At 47.5% G+C, this 17376-nt stretch carries 15 protein-coding genes; 13 read left to right on the top strand and 2 right to left on the bottom strand.

Annotated elements, in window-relative coordinates:
• The first annotated feature begins 96 nt into the window (after positions 1-96).
• Entirely contained in the window at positions 97-2421 is a 2325-nt protein-coding gene (gene opgB / locus FOB24_RS22350; RefSeq protein WP_137350629.1) for a phosphatidylglycerol--membrane-oligosaccharide glycerophosphotransferase, read from the top strand.
• A 36-nt stretch (positions 2422-2457) separates the two neighbouring features.
• Here the strand turns inward: opgB and dacB are convergent, their stop codons facing one another.
• The gene (dacB, locus tag FOB24_RS22345; protein ID WP_085048645.1) at positions 2458-3891 is read right to left on the bottom strand and encodes a serine-type D-Ala-D-Ala carboxypeptidase; all 1434 of its coding nucleotides are present in this window, start codon (positions 3889-3891) and stop codon (positions 2458-2460) included.
• Positions 3892-4139: 248 nt separating this feature from the next.
• Between dacB and greA the strand changes: the two genes are divergently transcribed.
• Positions 4140-4616 (top strand): transcription elongation factor GreA, encoded by a 477-nt coding sequence (gene greA, locus FOB24_RS22340; protein ID WP_003025019.1) that lies wholly within the window; start codon positions 4140-4142, stop codon positions 4614-4616.
• A gap of 153 nt (positions 4617-4769) precedes the next feature.
• Here greA and yhbY read toward each other — a convergent pair whose 3' ends face one another.
• Entirely contained in the window at positions 4770-5063 is a 294-nt protein-coding gene (yhbY, locus tag FOB24_RS22330; RefSeq protein WP_003025016.1) for a ribosome assembly RNA-binding protein YhbY, read from the bottom strand.
• A gap of 125 nt (positions 5064-5188) precedes the next feature.
• Here yhbY and rlmE point away from each other — a divergent pair, with 125 nt between their 5' ends.
• From rlmE to FOB24_RS22275, 11 genes are all read left to right on the top strand, one after another.
• Positions 5189-5818 carry a 23S rRNA (uridine(2552)-2'-O)-methyltransferase RlmE gene (gene rlmE / locus FOB24_RS22325; RefSeq protein WP_150345484.1) on the top strand — a complete coding sequence of 210 codons (630 nt, stop codon included), beginning with the start codon at positions 5189-5191 and terminating at the stop codon, positions 5816-5818.
• Positions 5819-5917: 99 nt separating this feature from the next.
• Positions 5918-7852, top strand: coding sequence for an ATP-dependent zinc metalloprotease FtsH (ftsH, locus tag FOB24_RS22320; protein WP_003025013.1), 1935 nt, complete (start codon positions 5918-5920; stop codon positions 7850-7852).
• Between the two features lie 99 nt (positions 7853-7951).
• On the top strand, positions 7952-8800 hold the full coding sequence (gene folP, locus FOB24_RS22315) for a dihydropteroate synthase (protein WP_038634231.1): 849 nt from the start codon (positions 7952-7954) through the stop codon (positions 8798-8800).
• Positions 8793-10130, top strand: a complete 1338-nt coding sequence (gene glmM, locus FOB24_RS22310; protein ID WP_038634228.1) for a phosphoglucosamine mutase — start codon at positions 8793-8795, stop codon at positions 10128-10130. The genes folP and glmM overlap by 8 nt, the downstream gene beginning before the upstream one ends.
• Before the next feature lie 444 nt (positions 10131-10574).
• Positions 10575-11291: a type IV pilus major pilin gene (locus tag FOB24_RS22305; RefSeq protein WP_137347341.1), complete on the top strand. Its 717-nt coding sequence runs from the start codon at positions 10575-10577 to the stop codon at positions 11289-11291.
• A gap of 116 nt (positions 11292-11407) precedes the next feature.
• Entirely contained in the window at positions 11408-13291 is a 1884-nt protein-coding gene (locus tag FOB24_RS22300) for a prepilin-type N-terminal cleavage/methylation domain-containing protein (RefSeq protein WP_150345483.1), read from the top strand.
• A 30-nt stretch (positions 13292-13321) separates the two neighbouring features.
• Positions 13322-13753, top strand: coding sequence for a TcpQ domain-containing protein (locus FOB24_RS22295; protein ID WP_085048649.1), 432 nt, complete (start codon positions 13322-13324; stop codon positions 13751-13753).
• Position 13754: 1 nt separating this feature from the next.
• Positions 13755-15224 (top strand): type II and III secretion system protein, encoded by a 1470-nt coding sequence (locus FOB24_RS22290; protein ID WP_223851224.1) that lies wholly within the window; start codon positions 13755-13757, stop codon positions 15222-15224.
• Between the two features lie 12 nt (positions 15225-15236).
• Entirely contained in the window at positions 15237-15779 is a 543-nt protein-coding gene (locus tag FOB24_RS22285) for a hypothetical protein (RefSeq protein WP_038634220.1), read from the top strand.
• A 3-nt stretch (positions 15780-15782) separates the two neighbouring features.
• Positions 15783-16679: a hypothetical protein gene (locus tag FOB24_RS22280; protein ID WP_150345482.1), complete on the top strand. Its 897-nt coding sequence runs from the start codon at positions 15783-15785 to the stop codon at positions 16677-16679.
• Positions 16667-17275, top strand: a complete 609-nt coding sequence (locus FOB24_RS22275) for a hypothetical protein (protein ID WP_051594486.1) — start codon at positions 16667-16669, stop codon at positions 17273-17275. The genes FOB24_RS22280 and FOB24_RS22275 overlap by 13 nt, the downstream gene beginning before the upstream one ends.
• Positions 17276-17376 lie beyond the last annotated feature (101 nt).

The raw sequence follows: 17376 nt of genomic DNA, 5'->3' as shown, positions 1-17376 counted from the left end.
TATTTATATATTCTGAAAAAAATATTAATGATGTTCCCGCATTAAACGACCAATTATAATTCCTCCTCATTTAGCGTGCATGTATGAGACGAGGTAATGCAATACTCATTTGTAGCAATTATTATATCACTGGCCTCAATGGTTTTGGCCGCCCTGATTTATAAAAGTAAAGGCTATAGGGCAATCTATTACGCCTCTCTTATTTTACTTGCTCAGTGCATTTCTTTATTTTTAAGCCTGTTTTGGTTAGGCTGTTATTACTTTACGGGCGAAGGGGTTAATGACGCTGTTATTTATACTTTGACCCGCTCGCTTTATGGCGCGGATTTTAAAGATTACGTCGCGCCTTTTGTCGTTGCTGTCTTGCTGATTGGACTGCTACTCTTTCTGAGCTGGCGATTCATGCAAGGTAAAAATGTTCAAAAAGAGAGAAAACATTACGCTTCGATAACCGCCGTATTGCTGACATTTTTTGCTGTTGGCATCTCTCCGGCATTATTACAATTCACTAATTATAACAAGCCGCCAGCAGAAGTAGATGGTTCCGATTTTTCGCGCTACTATATTACGCCAGATACCAGGATTAATAATCCAAAATATAATCTGGTATATATTTATGCAGAAAGCCTGGAAAGAACCTACTTTGATAAAGACACATTTCCTCAGTTGCTGCCTGATTTAACGGCGCTGAAACAAGATGGCCTGGATTTTAGCGGCACAGAACAGTATCCGGCGACGGATTTTACCATAGCAGGGATCGTGGCATCGCAGTGTGGTCTTCCGCTGTTTGCACCGACCGATTTAAGTGGCAAGAAAGCAAGTCTGGGCTTCTTTTCCTCTTCAGTCTGCCTTGGGGATATTTTGAAAAATTCAGGTTATGAAACCTGGTTTATGCAGGGCGCTGATTTACGTTTCGCCGATAAGGATGTATTTTTTAAAACGCACGGCATTGACCATGCCTGGGGACTGGCGGAGTCTGGCCTGGAGAAGGATTTTTCCGCCCAGAATGCCTGGGGGCTATATGATGATATGCTGCTGGAAAAGGTCTGGCGCAAGTTTGAGCATTTGTCCCGGCAAAAAACGCCTTTTGCGTTATTCACGTTGACGCTGGATACCCATCCCCCTGAAGGTTATATCCCCACGAGCTGTCCTGTCAGCTATAAAAAAAATGGTAGCGAAGTCGATGCGTTAACCTCTGTGCTTTGTAGCCAAAGGGAAATCGCTAAATTCATTAGACGGATACAGGCTTCGCCCTGGGCCAGTAATACAATTATTGTTCTCTCATCCGATCATCTGGTAATGCAAAATATGACGGCTGCTGTGGATTATTTAAATAAAATGCCTCGTCGCAATTTATTTGTGGTTTTCAGAAATGGTGTGACGCCGAAAGTTATCGCCGATAAGCGAAGCACGTTAGATAATGGGGCAACGGTGCTTGAGCTGATGGGGGGCGATAATGCAATAGGCTTAGGGAGAAGTTCATTAAGTCAGCCTTCACTGGCAGCGGTTTTTGACGACTTTAAAAATAAGTTGTTAGCCTGGGGGCCTGCTATCCGCTCCCGTTGGGGAATTCCCGAGTCCATTAAAAATTTTACCGTTGATACCAGAAGAAAGTTGCTGCGTTTTGATAGTTTTGAATACCCTATTCCCGCCTTACTGGAAGTATCTCCGGGACGAGTCTGGCCGGTTGTCGATGACGGGAATGACGTGGGAATGTCTTTAAGGAATACCCTGGGATTTCTGCCTGAAGGCCATAAATTTATCTGGATAGATCAATGCCTGAGCATTGGCCCCGTATGGCAACCGGATTCTGCCGTCAATACTGGGTGGTGTGTTGCCTCTGGAAAAGCCGGTAGCGAGACTCACATCGAGAAAATAATGGCTGAAGATTATTCAGGCGGGATGAGTGAATTTCCGGGCGAAACGAATCATGAACGCTTTCAGCGTATCCAGGCGCGGTTATTACTTTCCGCAAAGGATGTCCGCTATCAGTCCGATCGCATACTGTTTGCGGCGGAAGGACTGCCTGCATTTGTGAAATCAATAACAGGAGTGGGGCATCCAGAATACTGGGGACGGTGGTCAGATGCGAACCTGTCACCCGCGGTGGCTATCACCTATAACCAACCACTGCCCGCGAAATTTGACGTTGAGATCAAGGCAAAAGCCTTTGGCAAAAATATTGGTGCACCGCTTCCCGTTTCCATCGGTTCCTGTACCCACTATCTCACCCTGCACGCAGAGGCTGAAACGGTGATATTACATATGACGAATCCTGACAGACTCGATACGCTAACGATTGTCCCCCCTTATCCGGAGTTGAGTAACGAGGGAAATTATATCGGTTTTCCTAAATCCGCTCCGCCAAGGAAGCTGGGGATTGGGTTAACCGAGCTGCGGATAATCCCGGTAAACGATTAGAAACGACGAGGGAGCGTTACCGCTCCCTGCATCCGCTTAGTTAGACTGATAAATATCTTTGTACAACCGACTCTCGAAGCGTACCAGCGGAATACGCCGATTACGTTGGTCAGCCGGCTGTACCGCATAGCCCGACAGATACTGCACAAATGCCATACGCTGACCGCTTGCCGTGGTGATGAAGCCTGCGAGGTTGTAGACGCCCTGTAGTGAGCCTGTCTTCGCCGATACTTTGCCATCCACGCCAGCCTGATGCAGGCCCGCACGGTATTGCAGGGAGCCGTCATGGCCCGCCAGCGGTAGCATAGTAATAAAGTTCAGCTCGTTATCGTGCTGAGCGATATATTGCAGCACCTGCATCATGGTCGCCGGGGAAATCAGGTTATGGCGGGAGAGACCAGAACCGTCGGCAATAATGGTGTTGCCAATATCGATGCCCGCCTGCTGACGCAAAATTTGGCGTACGGCATCGGAACCTGCCCGCCAGGTGCCCGGGACGTTAAATCGTGCATGGCCAATCATGCGGAAAACGGTATCGGCGATCATGTTGTCCGATTTTTTCAGCATAATCTTAAGCAGGTCATGCAGCGGCGCTGACTGTTTGCTGGCAACCACGGTCCCCGGCTCGTTGACCTGCGTCTGGCGCAGCAGCGTGCCGCTGTAAGTGATACCCGCTTGTTTTAGCTCATCTTTGATAATCGCCCCGGCATAGCTGGCACCGTCCTGAATGGCGAACGCCAGCGGCAGCGGGTCGGCGCGTTGAGGTAGGCATCCGGTCAGCGTGAAGCGGTTGAGATCGCCTGGAACCACGTCCAGTTCACAATATTGCGCTTCGGCAGAGCCACGGGCGAGGGTTCGCACCTGGCTGAACATGGTGACCGGGTAGTAGGATGCCACGCGAATAAATGCCAGATCGTTCGGTTTTTGCGCGCTGTAGAGCGAAATCGAGAAACAGTTGCGATCGACAATGGCTGCGGCAGGCGGGGCGCTAAAACATTGCGTCATGTCGTTCCAGGGCCAACCGGGGGCTTTATCATGACTGGCGAAAATAGAGGTGTCGATCAGAACATTTCCGGCAATTTGCGTCACACCAGATTTTTTCAGAGTCGCTACCATATTGCGAATATCCTGGCGTTTTAGCGTCGGATCGGCGCCAAATCGCGCCACTAAGTCACCTTTCAAAACGCCGCCTTCCACGTTGCCTTTCGTCTCAAGCGTGGTGGTAAAACGGAAATCAGGCCCGAGCTGAATCAACGCCGCCAGCGCGGTGATCACTTTCTGGGTACTGGCGGGGAGCGCCATCTGCTGGCTATGAAAATCAATAGCGGGTGCAGATGCGCCAACCTTCTGTACCATAAGGGCGAGGTTGGCCCCGGCAGGAAGCTGGTTGATGTATTCGTCGACATTCGCAGCCTGAACGCTGAACGCTATACTGGCAGTCAATCCAATGGTAAATCTGGGAAATCGCATAATCTCGCGCTAACAACCTGGAAACAGGCCGTCATACTACGGCGCAACGCCCCAAAAAGTAAACGATGACCCATAGGGAACTCCAGGGTAAAATGATCATCAAATAGAGAATTGTAGCTGACCTGGGACCTTGAGCCCCGGGTCGGTATTTTTTTGCTTCTGACTCTGGCATGGCGTATGCCAGGGTGGGCTTAGCAGCCGGGGTGAGAAGCATCGCCCCCTACAGGAATGTTCAAGAGGTATAACAAATGCAAGCTATCCCGATGACCTTACGTGGTGCTGAAAAACTGCGCGAAGAGCTGGATTTTCTGAAATCTGTGCGCCGTCCTGAAATTATCGCCGCTATCGCGGAAGCGCGTGAGCACGGTGACCTGAAAGAGAACGCGGAGTATCACGCGGCTCGCGAACAGCAAGGATTCTGCGAAGGACGCATTAAAGATATCGAAGCTAAACTGTCCAATGCGCAGGTGATTGACGTCACTAAAATGCCGAACAATGGCCGTGTTGTTTTCGGCGCGACGGTTACCGTTCTGAATCTCGATAATGACGAAGAGCAGACCTGGCGTATTGTCGGCGATGATGAAGCTGATTTTAAACAGAACCTGATTTCAGTGAACTCGCCTATTGCTCGTGGCCTGATTGGCAAAGAGCAGGATGACGTCGTCGTTATCAAAACGCCGGGCGGTGAAGTTGAATATGAAGTAACGAAGGTCGAATACCTGTAATTCGCATCTTGGTTAAGATGTTGATACATTGTAAAGAAAGGAAAAAGGCCGCATAGCGGCCTTTTATCAACGAAGAGAGCGTGGCATTTTGCTCTCCTGCTAGCGGAAAACCCCGCGTTTTACACAAACTTCGTGTGCGACTTTGGGATATTCTTAGCGTGGCAGCGAGATTTTACGTTCTTTAGTCGGGCGATACAGTACCAGCGTTTTGCCGATGACCTGTACATTGCAGGCGCCGGTTTCGCGTACGATAGCTTCCACGATCAAGGTTTTGGTATCGCGATCTTCCGAGGCGATTTTCACCTTGATAAGTTCATGGTGCTCTAACGCTTGTTCAATCTCGGCCAGTACCCCTTCGGTCAAACCATTATTGCCAAGCATAACTACCGGCTTGAGCGGATGTGCCAGACCTTTCAGGTGCTGTTTTTGTTTAGTACTCAGATTCATCGTATATTTTTGCTTACGTTGGGATTGAAAACGGGTCATTCTACCGCCATCTCCCATATATCACCAAATAGCTGTGTAGAAATTTACACCATTGGTTACGATGAACTGCCCTTTGGGAATGTGAAATGACAGGTAAAAAGCGTTCTGCCAGCTCGAGTCGCTGGCTTCAGGAACACTTTAGCGATAAATATGTTCAACAGGCGCAGAAAAAGGGGTTACGTTCCCGTGCCTGGTTTAAACTTGATGAAATACAGCAAAGTGACATAATTTTTAAACCGGGGATGACGATTGTTGATCTCGGCGCTGCACCGGGTGGCTGGTCGCAATATGCGGTTACGCAGATCGGCAACAGCGGCCGCATTATCGCTTGCGATCTTTTACCTATGGATCCAATCGTTGGTGTGGACTTCCTTCAGGGCGATTTTCGTGATGAATTAGTCCTGCAAGCGTTACTTGAACGCGTAGGTGACAGTAAAGTACAAGTTGTCATGTCTGATATGGCACCAAATATGTGTGGAACACCGGCGGTGGATATTCCCCGGGCCATGTATCTGGTAGAGCTGGCGCTTGGAATGGCTCGAGATGTTTTAGCGCCAGGTGGTAGTTTTGTAGTGAAGGTGTTCCAGGGCGAAGGCTTCGATGAGTATCTAAGAGAGATTCGCTCCCTGTTTACGAAGGTCAAAGTTCGTAAGCCGGACTCTTCTCGCGCCCGTTCGCGTGAAGTGTATATTGTAGCGACCGGGCGTAAACCATAACCGGTAGATTTCAAACGAAAGTTTGAAAGAAACTGGATATAGAGTATCCTGACGCTGTTTTTAACACAGTTGTAATATGAGGTTAATCCCTTGAGTGACATGGCGAAAAACCTAATTCTCTGGCTGGTCATTGCCGTTGTGCTGATGTCAGTATTCCAGAGCTTTGGGCCCAGCGAGTCTAATGGCCGTAAGGTTGATTACTCTACCTTCCTGCAAGAGGTCAATCAGGACCAGGTTCGTGAAGCGAAGATCAACGGACGTGAGATTAACGTTACCAAGAAAGATAGTAACCGTTACACGACCTATATTCCGGTTAACGATCCGAAGCTGCTTGATAACCTGCTGACCAAAAACGTCAAGGTTGTCGGCGAGCCGCCTGAAGAGCCGAGCCTGCTGGCTTCTATCTTCATTTCCTGGTTCCCAATGCTGCTGCTGATTGGTGTCTGGATCTTCTTCATGCGTCAAATGCAGGGCGGTGGTGGCAAAGGCGCCATGTCGTTCGGTAAGAGCAAAGCACGCATGCTGACGGAAGATCAGATCAAAACCACGTTTGCTGACGTTGCGGGTTGTGACGAAGCGAAGGAAGAGGTTGCTGAGCTGGTTGAATACCTGCGCGAACCGAGCCGTTTCCAGAAGTTGGGCGGTAAAATCCCGAAAGGCGTCCTGATGGTCGGTCCTCCGGGTACCGGTAAAACCCTGCTGGCGAAAGCTATCGCCGGTGAAGCGAAGGTTCCATTCTTTACAATTTCCGGTTCTGATTTCGTGGAAATGTTCGTGGGTGTGGGTGCATCTCGTGTGCGTGACATGTTCGAACAGGCCAAGAAAGCGGCACCGTGCATCATCTTCATCGATGAAATCGACGCCGTAGGCCGTCAGCGTGGCGCTGGTCTGGGCGGTGGTCACGATGAACGTGAGCAGACCCTGAACCAGATGCTGGTTGAGATGGACGGCTTCGAAGGTAACGAAGGTATTATCGTTATCGCGGCAACTAACCGTCCGGACGTTCTTGACCCTGCGCTGCTGCGTCCAGGCCGTTTCGACCGTCAGGTTGTGGTTGGTCTGCCGGACGTTCGCGGTCGTGAACAGATCCTGAAAGTGCATATGCGTCGCGTACCGCTGTCTCCGGATATCGATGCGGCAATCATTGCACGTGGTACGCCTGGCTTCTCTGGTGCTGACCTCGCGAACCTGGTGAACGAAGCGGCGCTGTTTGCTGCTCGCGGCAACAAGCGCGTCGTGTCGATGGTTGAGTTCGAGAAAGCGAAAGACAAAATCATGATGGGTGCGGAACGTCGTTCCATGGTGATGACGGAAGCGCAGAAAGAATCTACCGCGTATCACGAAGCTGGCCACGCGATTATCGGTCGCCTGGTACCGGAACACGATCCGGTACACAAAGTAACGATTATCCCGCGCGGTCGTGCGCTGGGTGTGACCTTCTTCCTGCCTGAAGGCGACGCAATTAGCGCCAGCCGTCAGAAGCTGGAAAGCCAGATCTCCACGCTGTACGGCGGTCGTCTGGCGGAAGAGATCATCTACGGTGCTGAACATGTTTCTACCGGTGCGTCGAACGACATCAAAGTCGCGACTAACCTGGCGCGTAACATGGTTACTCAGTGGGGCTTCTCCGATAAACTCGGTCCGCTGCTGTACGCTGAAGAAGAAGGCGAAGTATTCCTGGGACGTTCTGTTGCGAAAGCTAAACATATGTCCGATGAAACGGCTCGCATCATCGATCAGGAAGTTAAGCTGTTGATTGAGCGTAACTATGACCGTGCGCGTCGTCTGCTGAACGAAAACATGGACATTCTGCACTCGATGAAAGATGCGCTCATGAAATATGAGACCATCGATGCGCCGCAGATTGATGATCTGATGGCTCGCCGCGATGTGCGTCCGCCAGCGGGTTGGGAAGAACCGGGTTCTTCTAACAACAACTCTGGCAGCACCGGCAAGCCGAGCGCGCCGCGTCCGGTTGATGAACCGCGTGCGCCGGACTCTGGCACCATGTCAGAGCAACTGGGCGACAAATAAGTTATCGTTGATGATGACCGTGTTTTAATTGAAAACCCTGGGGCTTGCTCCGGGGTTTTTCTTATCTGCATACTCAAGATTTTTACCAGGGATAAAACTATGAAACTCTTTGCTCAGGGTTCTTCACTGGATCTCAGCCATCCTCACGTCATGGGGATTTTAAACGTTACGCCAGATTCTTTTTCCGATGGCGGGGCGCACAACTCTCTGGTTGAGGCGGTAAAACACGCAAATCTGATGATTAACGCTGGGGCGACTATCATTGATGTGGGGGGGGAGTCCACGCGTCCTGGCGCTGCTGATGTGAGCGTAGAAGAAGAGCTGCAGCGAGTGATCCCTGTGGTGGAGGCGATTGCTCAACGTTTTGAAGTATGGATTTCCGTCGATACCTCAAAACCCGAAGTGATTCGCGAATGCGCGCGGGTCGGCGCACATATCATTAATGACATTCGTTCACTCTCGGAGCCCGGGGCGTTGGAAGCCGCCGCGGAAACCGGGCTGCCGGTTTGTTTGATGCATATGCAGGGGCAACCGAAAACTATGCAGGAAGCGCCAAAGTACGAGGATGTGTTCGCTGAGGTAAATCGTTACTTTGTTGAGCAAATAGCACGTTGTGAACGAGCCGGAATCACAAAAGATAAATTGTTGCTCGACCCGGGATTCGGATTCGGTAAAAATCTCACCCACAACTACACATTACTGGCACGCCTGGCTGAGTTTCATCATTTTGAGCTGCCGCTGCTGGTTGGAATGTCACGAAAATCAATGGTTGGTCAACTGCTGAATGTGGGGCCATCCGAACGCCTGAACGGTAGTCTTGCGTGCGCGGTGATTGCCGCAATGCAGGGGGCGCAGATCGTTCGTGTCCATGACGTCAAAGAAACCGTAGAAGCGATGCGTGTGGTGGAAGCCACATTGTCTGCAAAGGAAAACAAACGCTATGAGTAATCGTAAATATTTTGGCACTGATGGGATCCGTGGCCGCGTAGGCGACTCCCCAATTACCCCTGACTTTGTGCTCAAACTGGGGTGGGCGGCAGGAAAAGTGCTGGCACGTCATGGTTCACGAAAAATTATCATCGGTAAAGATACGCGTATTTCTGGCTATATGCTGGAGTCTGCGCTGGAAGCGGGCCTGGCTGCCGCAGGTCTTTCTGCCTCTTTCACTGGCCCAATGCCAACACCTGCCGTTGCTTATCTGACGCGTGCTTTCCGTGCGGAAGCCGGGATTGTCATCTCCGCTTCGCACAACCCGTACTATGACAACGGGATCAAATTTTTCTCTATCGACGGCACCAAACTGCCGGATGCGGTTGAAGAAGCCATAGAAGCCGAGATGGAAAAAGCGATCACCTGTGTGGACTCGGCTGAGCTGGGTAAAGCCACCCGTATCGTCGATGCCGCCGGTCGCTATATCGAGTTTTGCAAAGGCACCTTCCCGAATGAACTGAGCCTGAGTGAGCTTAAAATTGTGGTGGATTGCGCTAACGGTGCGACGTATCACATTGCGCCAAACGTACTGCGTGAGCTGGGCGCCAATGTTATTGCCATCGGTTGTGAGCCAAACGGCGTTAACATCAATGAAGAAGTCGGCGCTACCGACGTCCGCGCCCTGCAGGCGCGCGTGATCGCGGAAAAAGCCGATCTGGGTATCGCGTTGGACGGTGACGGCGACCGCGTGATCATGGTCGACCACGAAGGCAATAAGGTCGACGGTGACCAAATCATGTATATCATCGCCCGTGAAGCGCTGCGTCAGGGGCAACTACGCGGTGGCGCGGTAGGTACGCTGATGAGCAACATGGGCCTTGAGTTGGCGTTGAAACAGTTGGGCATTCCGTTTGCCCGTGCGAAAGTCGGTGACCGCTATGTCCTGGAAAAAATGCAGGAAAAAGGCTGGAGTATCGGTGCGGAAAACTCAGGCCATGTGATCCTGCTGGATAAAACCACCACCGGTGACGGTATCGTGGCGGGTCTGCAGGTGTTGACCGCGATGGTGCGCAATCATATGAGTTTGCACGACCTGTGCAGCGGCATGAAAATGTTCCCGCAGCTGCTGGTTAACGTACGTTACACCGCAGGTAGCGGCGATCCGCTGGAAAATGACAATGTGAAAGCGGTGATGGCAGATGTTGAAGCGGCGCTGGGTAATCGTGGACGCGTCCTGCTGCGTAAGTCTGGCACTGAACCATTAATTCGTGTGATGGTTGAAGGTGAAGACGAGGCACAGGTATCTGAGTTCGCCCATCGTATTGCAGATGCAGTGAAAGCGGTTTAATACATAGCTATAGGGGTTAGTTTTACCTCTATTAAAGAACGTTATAATTTGTTATCAGACGCCCGGTTAATTTAACCGGGCATTTTTTTCATTCTCATGCCAGAGTAACAGGAATGACAGTATTATCGGTATTGTTTTATCGATAAGGGCTTAATAAATAAGGAAGAAGAGAAATTTATCAAGATTGACATTTAATTATTGAAAATATTCCGCATCTCATGTAAAAGTACAGTTATAAAGTACGTTTTGTTTTATTGGTTTAACTAATTCATAATAATTATACTTTCCTATAAATTTTATAAAAATAATGTATGAAATGTGTTTGCTGAATATAAATGTATTCTTAGTTTTTTTTCGTTCTGTTGCATTCTTATTTTTCCATATTAATAATATTCGAACAGGTGGCTAAGCCTGAATTTAACGGAATTAATAAGGGTGTATAACATGAGTACAATGGTTTTAAACATAAAAGGGAATGTGACCAAAAAGGTCTCTAAGTTAAAAGAGATGAAGAAACAGCGAGGTGTTACGCTGTTGGAAATAATTATTGTCTTAGGGATTATCGGTGTTATTGCCGCTGGTGTGGTTATTTTAGCCCAGCGGGCTTTTACGGCTCAGGACTTGTCTGCTGTACAGGATGACTTGACCAGTGTACGTACTGCAATGAATGAAGCTTATAAAGATCAGGCTCAATATCCGGCGCAAAGCGATTCTATTAAAGGTTTGTCTAAATCCGATATCAATGATACTTCTGTATCCAATGACTCGCCAATCGCCACTCTGGTACGTATGGGTAAAATCTCTGCTGATGAAGCGTTTAACGGCTTCTCTAACGATGCGTTCCAGATGGATAACGCGTTAACGGATAGCTCAAGTTCTCAGAGAAAAGGCTTTGTTGTGGTGGTGAATGGTCTGGCGTCTGAAGAGTGTCGTAACCTGATTTCCCAGATGGGTAACCAGTGGGACTATGTTGAAGCGCTCAATACCGGTGCCGCTGCCGGGTCTGAACCAAGTATCGCTGACCGAGACTTCAGTGTGGGTAAAAGTGGTGCAATTCTTAAGACGCTGACCTCGAGTGATATTTCGCCTTCTGATATTGTTGCAACTGGCGTCTGTGACGGTCAGGGTTCTATTAACGGTGTTATCTTCGGTAGTAAATAATACTTTGTGCTCTAAATTAGAATCTATTCTTTTTTAGAATAAAAACAAGTGGCTATTTACTGTGAATAGCCACTTATTATTTATATAAAAATGATTCATGTTCTTCAGGAATTAGTATGCGGTCCCGAAACCATCAGGCTGGATTTTCACTACTGGAAGTTATTGTTGTACTGGCAATCATTGGTGGCGCGCTAGCTATGTATACCAATTATGCCCGTAAACAAGCAGCGAAAGAAATGCGCCAGACCATCGCGAACGCGCTTGTCCAGGAGATGAAGGGCGTGATGAATTATTTGCGTGATGAAACTCTGCAAACAAAAGACGGTGAAAAAGATAACCCACTGTATGAAGCCACGCAAGGCAGCAGTACCGATTCCCAATATCGTTACCGGATAACTAATAATGTTACGGACATTGATACCGGGACCGGGACGAACTATTTTTTGTGGGGAGAGGGGGCGAATCAGCAAAAGCAACAACGTTATTTGTTTATCAGCAAAAGCTGTAACGTCTCACTTAAATCAACATTTGAACTGACACAAGAATATTTACCCTGCTCACTTGTGACGGCGGCTAAAAATCCCGCGGCGAAAATTGAACGGATTGGGTTTGCTTCTGACGATCTTAAAACCCCCTCCAGCACGATTGCGCGTATGGATGCTATTGTTGCGTTCAACTACACGGAGAGTAACGACAAGTATAGTTTTGCCAATTATGCCTCCGCGTTTAACAATGCGTTAAATAACTCAGGCCTGATTGCTTCGCATATCATGCTTGTTCGCCGGGTCAGGACGGCGGACGCCTGGCAACTGATAACGAAATCTGACGGCAGTACGCCAGTCGAGTTTTCCGATATGGCGTCTAACCTGGAGCGACTGGAAACGCAGGGAAAGGGTCAGCAACTGGGTATTCGCATCACCTTTGACATGAATGATAACGATCAGGGGAGCAATGGCGGCGGCTCAGGCACGGCATGCTGGAACACCCAGGCAAGTAAAGTTGAACTGTGTTACAACCAGGAGGCAGGCACAGGTGCCCATGGTGAAGATCAGATCCTTTCGCTGGATATGACCGATCCGGAGAATTATGGTGATGAGACCAAAACGGGTACGCTAAAAGCCAATCTGGTGATGGAAAATACGTCACGGCCAGTTTTTTTATTCAAGCGTAATTATGGCGGTGATTTAATGCTTTCCGCCGACGGTAACCCTGAGCGCTTTACATACAAAAATAACAATAACGAAGAAATTGAGGGTGATTTTTATCTGGATGATAATACCTCTTATCATGCCTGGAATGGCAGCAGCATGGCTGGATTTGATATTATTTCGGATTATTACCCTTCCAGTACATATGATGCTTTTGAACTTGTGACTCCGTCAGTGAGTGAATATTCTGGCTATGAACTTTTATCTGCGGATATTACAGATAAGAAAGATTATGTGGCAGCATATGATGACAGTTCAATAAACTCTGGCATGCATCGATTTGCAGTGCAGACCTGCCCTGTCATCGAACAGGAAATTATTTTGCGTGACGCCAACGGTGACGCAATCCTGGATGAAGATGGCAATAAGGAAAAAACAAAAGTTACCAGGGCGTTATATCCACGGTTGTCTGCCAGTATATCTTCTGTCTCGGCTTATAACGATGGCGGCATATCTGGTAGCTATGTCAAACAAAATGAGACTCGCGCCAAATTAGATGATAGCAAGAAAGTAGATTTGCTTGGCGGCGTTACTGTGCAGGTAGAGTTGGCTGAGATGGACGTTTCAAGTGGGGCTCGTGTCGATCATAATGTGGCGCAAAAATACATATTCCCGGGCAGCAAGTATGTATGGGCAGTGACCGCAACGATGGGCATGTATGATTCAGAAACGGGAGCAGGGGTTAATATAGTAAACCCACTGACGATATCTTATGTCATTACCAAATGGTGCAGTACGATACCGCAATCAGGTACGCCATATGATTTATTGACGACGACAGAATACAAATAATAGCAATCTGATAAACAGAGGGAAGATAATATGATTATCAGGAAATACTGCCTGCTTTTATTGTCGGTAATGCTTTTGCCGCAGGCTATGGCAAGTAATAATAGTTCATCAGAGATCCATATGACGGCATCTCCAGTGTCTTCTGGTGCGGTTGTTCAACATACCGGCAGAAACCCGTTTACTGGTGACACTTATCACGCGGATGCGCCTTCAGCGCCGCCACTGGTAATTCAGGAAGATAAATTATTAAGCCAGGAAATCAGAAAATGGGTGGAGGCTAATGGCTATAAACTTTTCTGGAACAGTGCAAAAGATTACCTGGTTTATAACAATATTACGCTGGCAGGGAAATCGGATGACGAGATCCTGCAAGAACTTGGCGAGCTGTTTTTTTCTGAGAATTATGGCCTGGTAGTCAAGAAATATCAAAAAAATCGCGTTATTGTTATTGATGAAATGTAAAATGGGTGCAGGGATGAAGATTAAGACAGGGTTGTTAATATTAGCCATTTTTCTTCAGGGTTGTGTCAGCGATTTTGAAGAAAAATATGACTCAGAAAGCCAGATTCAGAAGCATTTTAAAGATGCGACCACCCAGGATGAATCAAAAGCGAAGCCGTATATTAAGTACGACCGCGCATACATAGGGAAAAAGGTGGATTATAGCGTTGAGCAGCAGCGAATCATGGGAAAACATGTCAAAATTTCATCCTATGAACCCGCCACGCTGGCAGTCATTATGGACGCTGTCTCTGCACAAACGGGAATCAGTTACCGGATCAACGAGAGTGCGATAGGCGCAAAAGCCGGTGCGTCAAATAACAGCGGTAGCTGGAATACGGCACGTAGCGTAAAATTTGATGGCACCTTTGAGGCGTTTATCCAGTATATCGCTTCTCTTTATGACGTAAGCCCAAAACTTGATAATCATAACGTTCTTAAAATAAACGTTTATGAAACGTATGTCATTAAGCTGGACTTTTATGGTGAAAACAATAAGACAGAAACGAACCTCGATCTTTCTGGTAACGAGGCGACTTCCAGCGGCGGGTTGACCGGAAAGACCGAAACCAAATTCGAATCATCTTTCTGGGATGATGTGGAGGATATGGCGAAGAATTATATTTCTTCAGGAAACTACAACCTATTCAAAGATTCTTCTGTCTTAATGGTTAACTCAAGACCGTCAGAGTATGAGGCGCTCAATCGTGCGTTAGATAAATATAAAGCGGATAACAGCCGTCAGTTTATTGTTACCTATAAAATTTTCACGCTCGATAAATCGAAAGTGAAACAGCTTTCTGCCGGCGTTAACTTCTCTCTGGATGATGGGCAAAACACCATGAAGATCAGTTCAAGTTTGCTGGACTCATTAACGGGTGGCATATCGGCAGGCTGGAAAAACAGCAATGTTGATATCAGCAGCGGGCTGGATGCGTTATATAAGTTAACGGGTGATCGGACGTTACAAAGCGGTTCCTTTATCACGCGCAACAATATGGCGATACCGCTGAATATGACGAAGTCGCAAAATTACGTCTCCAGCAAAACCCGTACCGTCGATGACAATGGTGAGGTTAACGTCGCGGTCGCAACATCATCCATTATTACAGGGACCAGTTTTATCATCACCCCCCGTGTGCTTTCAGATGGTCGAATTGAGGTAGTGAGTGGTTTCACAAAACGGTATCTGGAAGGCATTGAAACTTATGATGATGTGCAGTTACCGAACGTAAGCACCACGGAATCATTTAACTCATCAATTATTATGCCGGGCGATCTGCTAATGGTAGGCAAGTATGATGTGAAAGGTGAAAATGGTGGTCTGGAATATCAGGTATTGGGTATCGGTGACAAAAATGAAGATGAATCTGCGACGATCGTCATGGTAATTGGCGTCGATTATTATCGTCAGCCTATTACTTCCCGATAGGAATAAATGGTTATGGATAAACTGTTACAGGATAATAATATCCTTACCGGTCTGCTCTGGGAACCGGACAGTATGTCTCATCTTGACCCTGGCGCGCAGGCAGCTTTTCGCGGAATGGTAAAGGCTAATCGTCGGGTAATCTATAAAGATTCTGACGGGCGTTTAGCAGTGGGTTATTGTGAGAAAATTTCTACCCTTTATGAGCCTTTTGCAATTTATATTAAAGAGTTATTTGGGGACGGCATCTATTTCTCACATGGTGATGATAACTTCACTTATCTGCTCATTATTAATGGTGGCCGGATTGTCAGTGGAACCGATTGCTTTATAGAGCGCAGCCTGTTTGATGAGCTCATGCGGCACCCGGAACAATATGAACACCTGGAAGTGACGTCGCTGACCGAAGTCCAGCTTTCTGTGGTGATAGAGAAATGCGCGGCGCATCAGCTCTCTCTGAAGCGACGTCGCAGATTCATTATTAGCTCCATTCTGGCTGGTGGTCTGATATTTTTGGCGCTGCTTGCTTTAGCACTTCATTTTCTGGTGGCGGGGTAATTTATGCTGGAAGGTCTCTATTTCTGGAAAGGTAAGAGCGGAACATTTTCTACAAGTCGAATTATAATTATTATTCTGGCTATTGCTTTACTGTTGTGTGGTGCTGGTGCAGGCTATTGGTATTATTTTATAAAGATGCCGCAAGACGAAATGCTTGCTCAGCAACACCAGGCTGCGCAGAAACTGCTTAACGATAAGGCTTCTGTACATGACTGGTATGAGAAATCATTAGAGGGAATGAGCATTGATTTCGGTATTCGCCTGATTGATGAAATTCATCGCAGCGTTATTCCGTTCGCATTGATTAAACTTCCTGTTGAGGGACGAAGCTATGGCTGTTCGCTAAAGGCGTGTCACATGACTTTTGAAATCGATCCCGCTGCTATTTTGACGCAACCAGAGTTAACTTTCTTTGGTAAAACCTACGCAGCATCATTTCCTGTAAAAAAAGGAAAGAACAGGTCGAATGGGGTTTCACTTGAATACAATGACATGAAAATTGCCCGCAAAGAAAACGGCTTATTAAGCGCGTATAAGAAGAACAAACCTTTGTCGTTATATTCCTGTAATGAGGTTATCTCTTATATCAAAAGCTATAACTCAACGTTGACGGGCGGAAAGGGTAAAAAGAAAAATGGCGAGATTGTATTTAAGACCCTGCCTAAATCGACAGTCGCAGCGCTGGAAAAAACATTAGCGGGGGACGTTAAGGCTTACGGTATGCTTTCAGCAGAGTGGAACATGACGCTGACAAAACCACACTCCACATCAGTGAACGAAGGGATATTATTACAGGTTGCCTTGTATAAACAGGCGTATCGGGATGCCTTTCTTATCAGGAAGATTGAAACAATTAACGATGGAATAAAAGTATCCGGAGGATTAGTATGCAAAGCGTAAAAAATATCATCATATTTGCAGTATTAATGGTGGGATCCGGACTGGTACAGGCCGCTCCGACTACTGACTTGCCGCCTGCCCCCAAAAACCAGACCGGTAAACCAGCGCTGGTAGGCAATGGCGAGAAAGCTGCGTCTCCTGAGGTAAAAAATGTCGATGAGAAAGCCCTGAATGAACAGTCAGCGGAACTGACGATGCAGGATCATATTCAGGCACTCGTTGAGCAGGATTATCTATATCAGTCAGAATATCGCAAGCTACAGCAACAGGTTGAACTAGAAAAAATGTTGAGCGAAATTCGTAAGCTGCGCGGTGAAGATAAAATAAAAGCGAGGGCAACTCCAACTCCCGTAATCGAAGCGAAGATCAAGACTGAAAAGAGCGCGCCTGCGGTAAATACAGGTAATAATATTGCGAAGCCGCACGTAGTACTGGAATCAGTCATTGGCGGTCTTTCTCGGGTTGCTATTGCTAATCAACGCGGTGATACATTGTTATACGTCACTCCAGGAAATGTATTTTCCATGGACGGCGCACAATACATTTTAACCAAAGATCGTAAAAACGGGTTGCAAATTAAGGAAGCTAACCCGTGAATATAGATTTTAAACGAATAACGACTGAAGATATATTTTCCGGTCTTTGGGAATATCATGAATTTGAAGGAATAGGCATTAATGCTATTCATGATGGTTAT

This window comes from Citrobacter werkmanii, from assembly GCF_008693645.1.
Classification (GTDB): domain Bacteria; phylum Pseudomonadota; class Gammaproteobacteria; order Enterobacterales; family Enterobacteriaceae; genus Citrobacter; species Citrobacter werkmanii.
This window is presented reverse-complemented; position numbering and strand designations above follow the sequence as displayed.

Bases quoted from the DNA above. Each gene is read 5' to 3' on its own strand.
- opgB (WP_137350629.1), top strand. From the start codon at position 97: ATGCAATACTCATTTGTAGCAATTATTATATCACTGGCCTCAATGGTT.
- glmM (WP_038634228.1), top strand. From the start codon at position 8,793: ATGAGTAATCGTAAATATTTTGGCACTGATGGGATCCGTGGCCGCGTA.
- folP (WP_038634231.1), top strand. From the start codon at position 7,952: ATGAAACTCTTTGCTCAGGGTTCTTCACTGGATCTCAGCCATCCTCAC.
- ftsH (WP_003025013.1), top strand. From the start codon at position 5,918: ATGGCGAAAAACCTAATTCTCTGGCTGGTCATTGCCGTTGTGCTGATG.
- rlmE (WP_150345484.1), top strand. From the start codon at position 5,189: ATGACAGGTAAAAAGCGTTCTGCCAGCTCGAGTCGCTGGCTTCAGGAA.
- dacB (WP_085048645.1), bottom strand. From the start codon at position 3,891: ATGCGATTTCCCAGATTTACCATTGGATTGACTGCCAGTATAGCGTTC.
- FOB24_RS22305 (WP_137347341.1), top strand. From the start codon at position 10,575: ATGAGTACAATGGTTTTAAACATAAAAGGGAATGTGACCAAAAAGGTC.
- yhbY (WP_003025016.1), bottom strand. From the start codon at position 5,063: ATGAATCTGAGTACTAAACAAAAACAGCACCTGAAAGGTCTGGCACAT.
- FOB24_RS22290 (WP_223851224.1), top strand. From the start codon at position 13,755: ATGGGTGCAGGGATGAAGATTAAGACAGGGTTGTTAATATTAGCCATT.
- FOB24_RS22295 (WP_085048649.1), top strand. From the start codon at position 13,322: ATGATTATCAGGAAATACTGCCTGCTTTTATTGTCGGTAATGCTTTTG.
- greA (WP_003025019.1), top strand. From the start codon at position 4,140: ATGCAAGCTATCCCGATGACCTTACGTGGTGCTGAAAAACTGCGCGAA.
- FOB24_RS22285 (WP_038634220.1), top strand. From the start codon at position 15,237: ATGGATAAACTGTTACAGGATAATAATATCCTTACCGGTCTGCTCTGG.
- FOB24_RS22300 (WP_150345483.1), top strand. From the start codon at position 11,408: ATGCGGTCCCGAAACCATCAGGCTGGATTTTCACTACTGGAAGTTATT.
- FOB24_RS22280 (WP_150345482.1), top strand. From the start codon at position 15,783: ATGCTGGAAGGTCTCTATTTCTGGAAAGGTAAGAGCGGAACATTTTCT.
- FOB24_RS22275 (WP_051594486.1), top strand. From the start codon at position 16,667: ATGCAAAGCGTAAAAAATATCATCATATTTGCAGTATTAATGGTGGGA.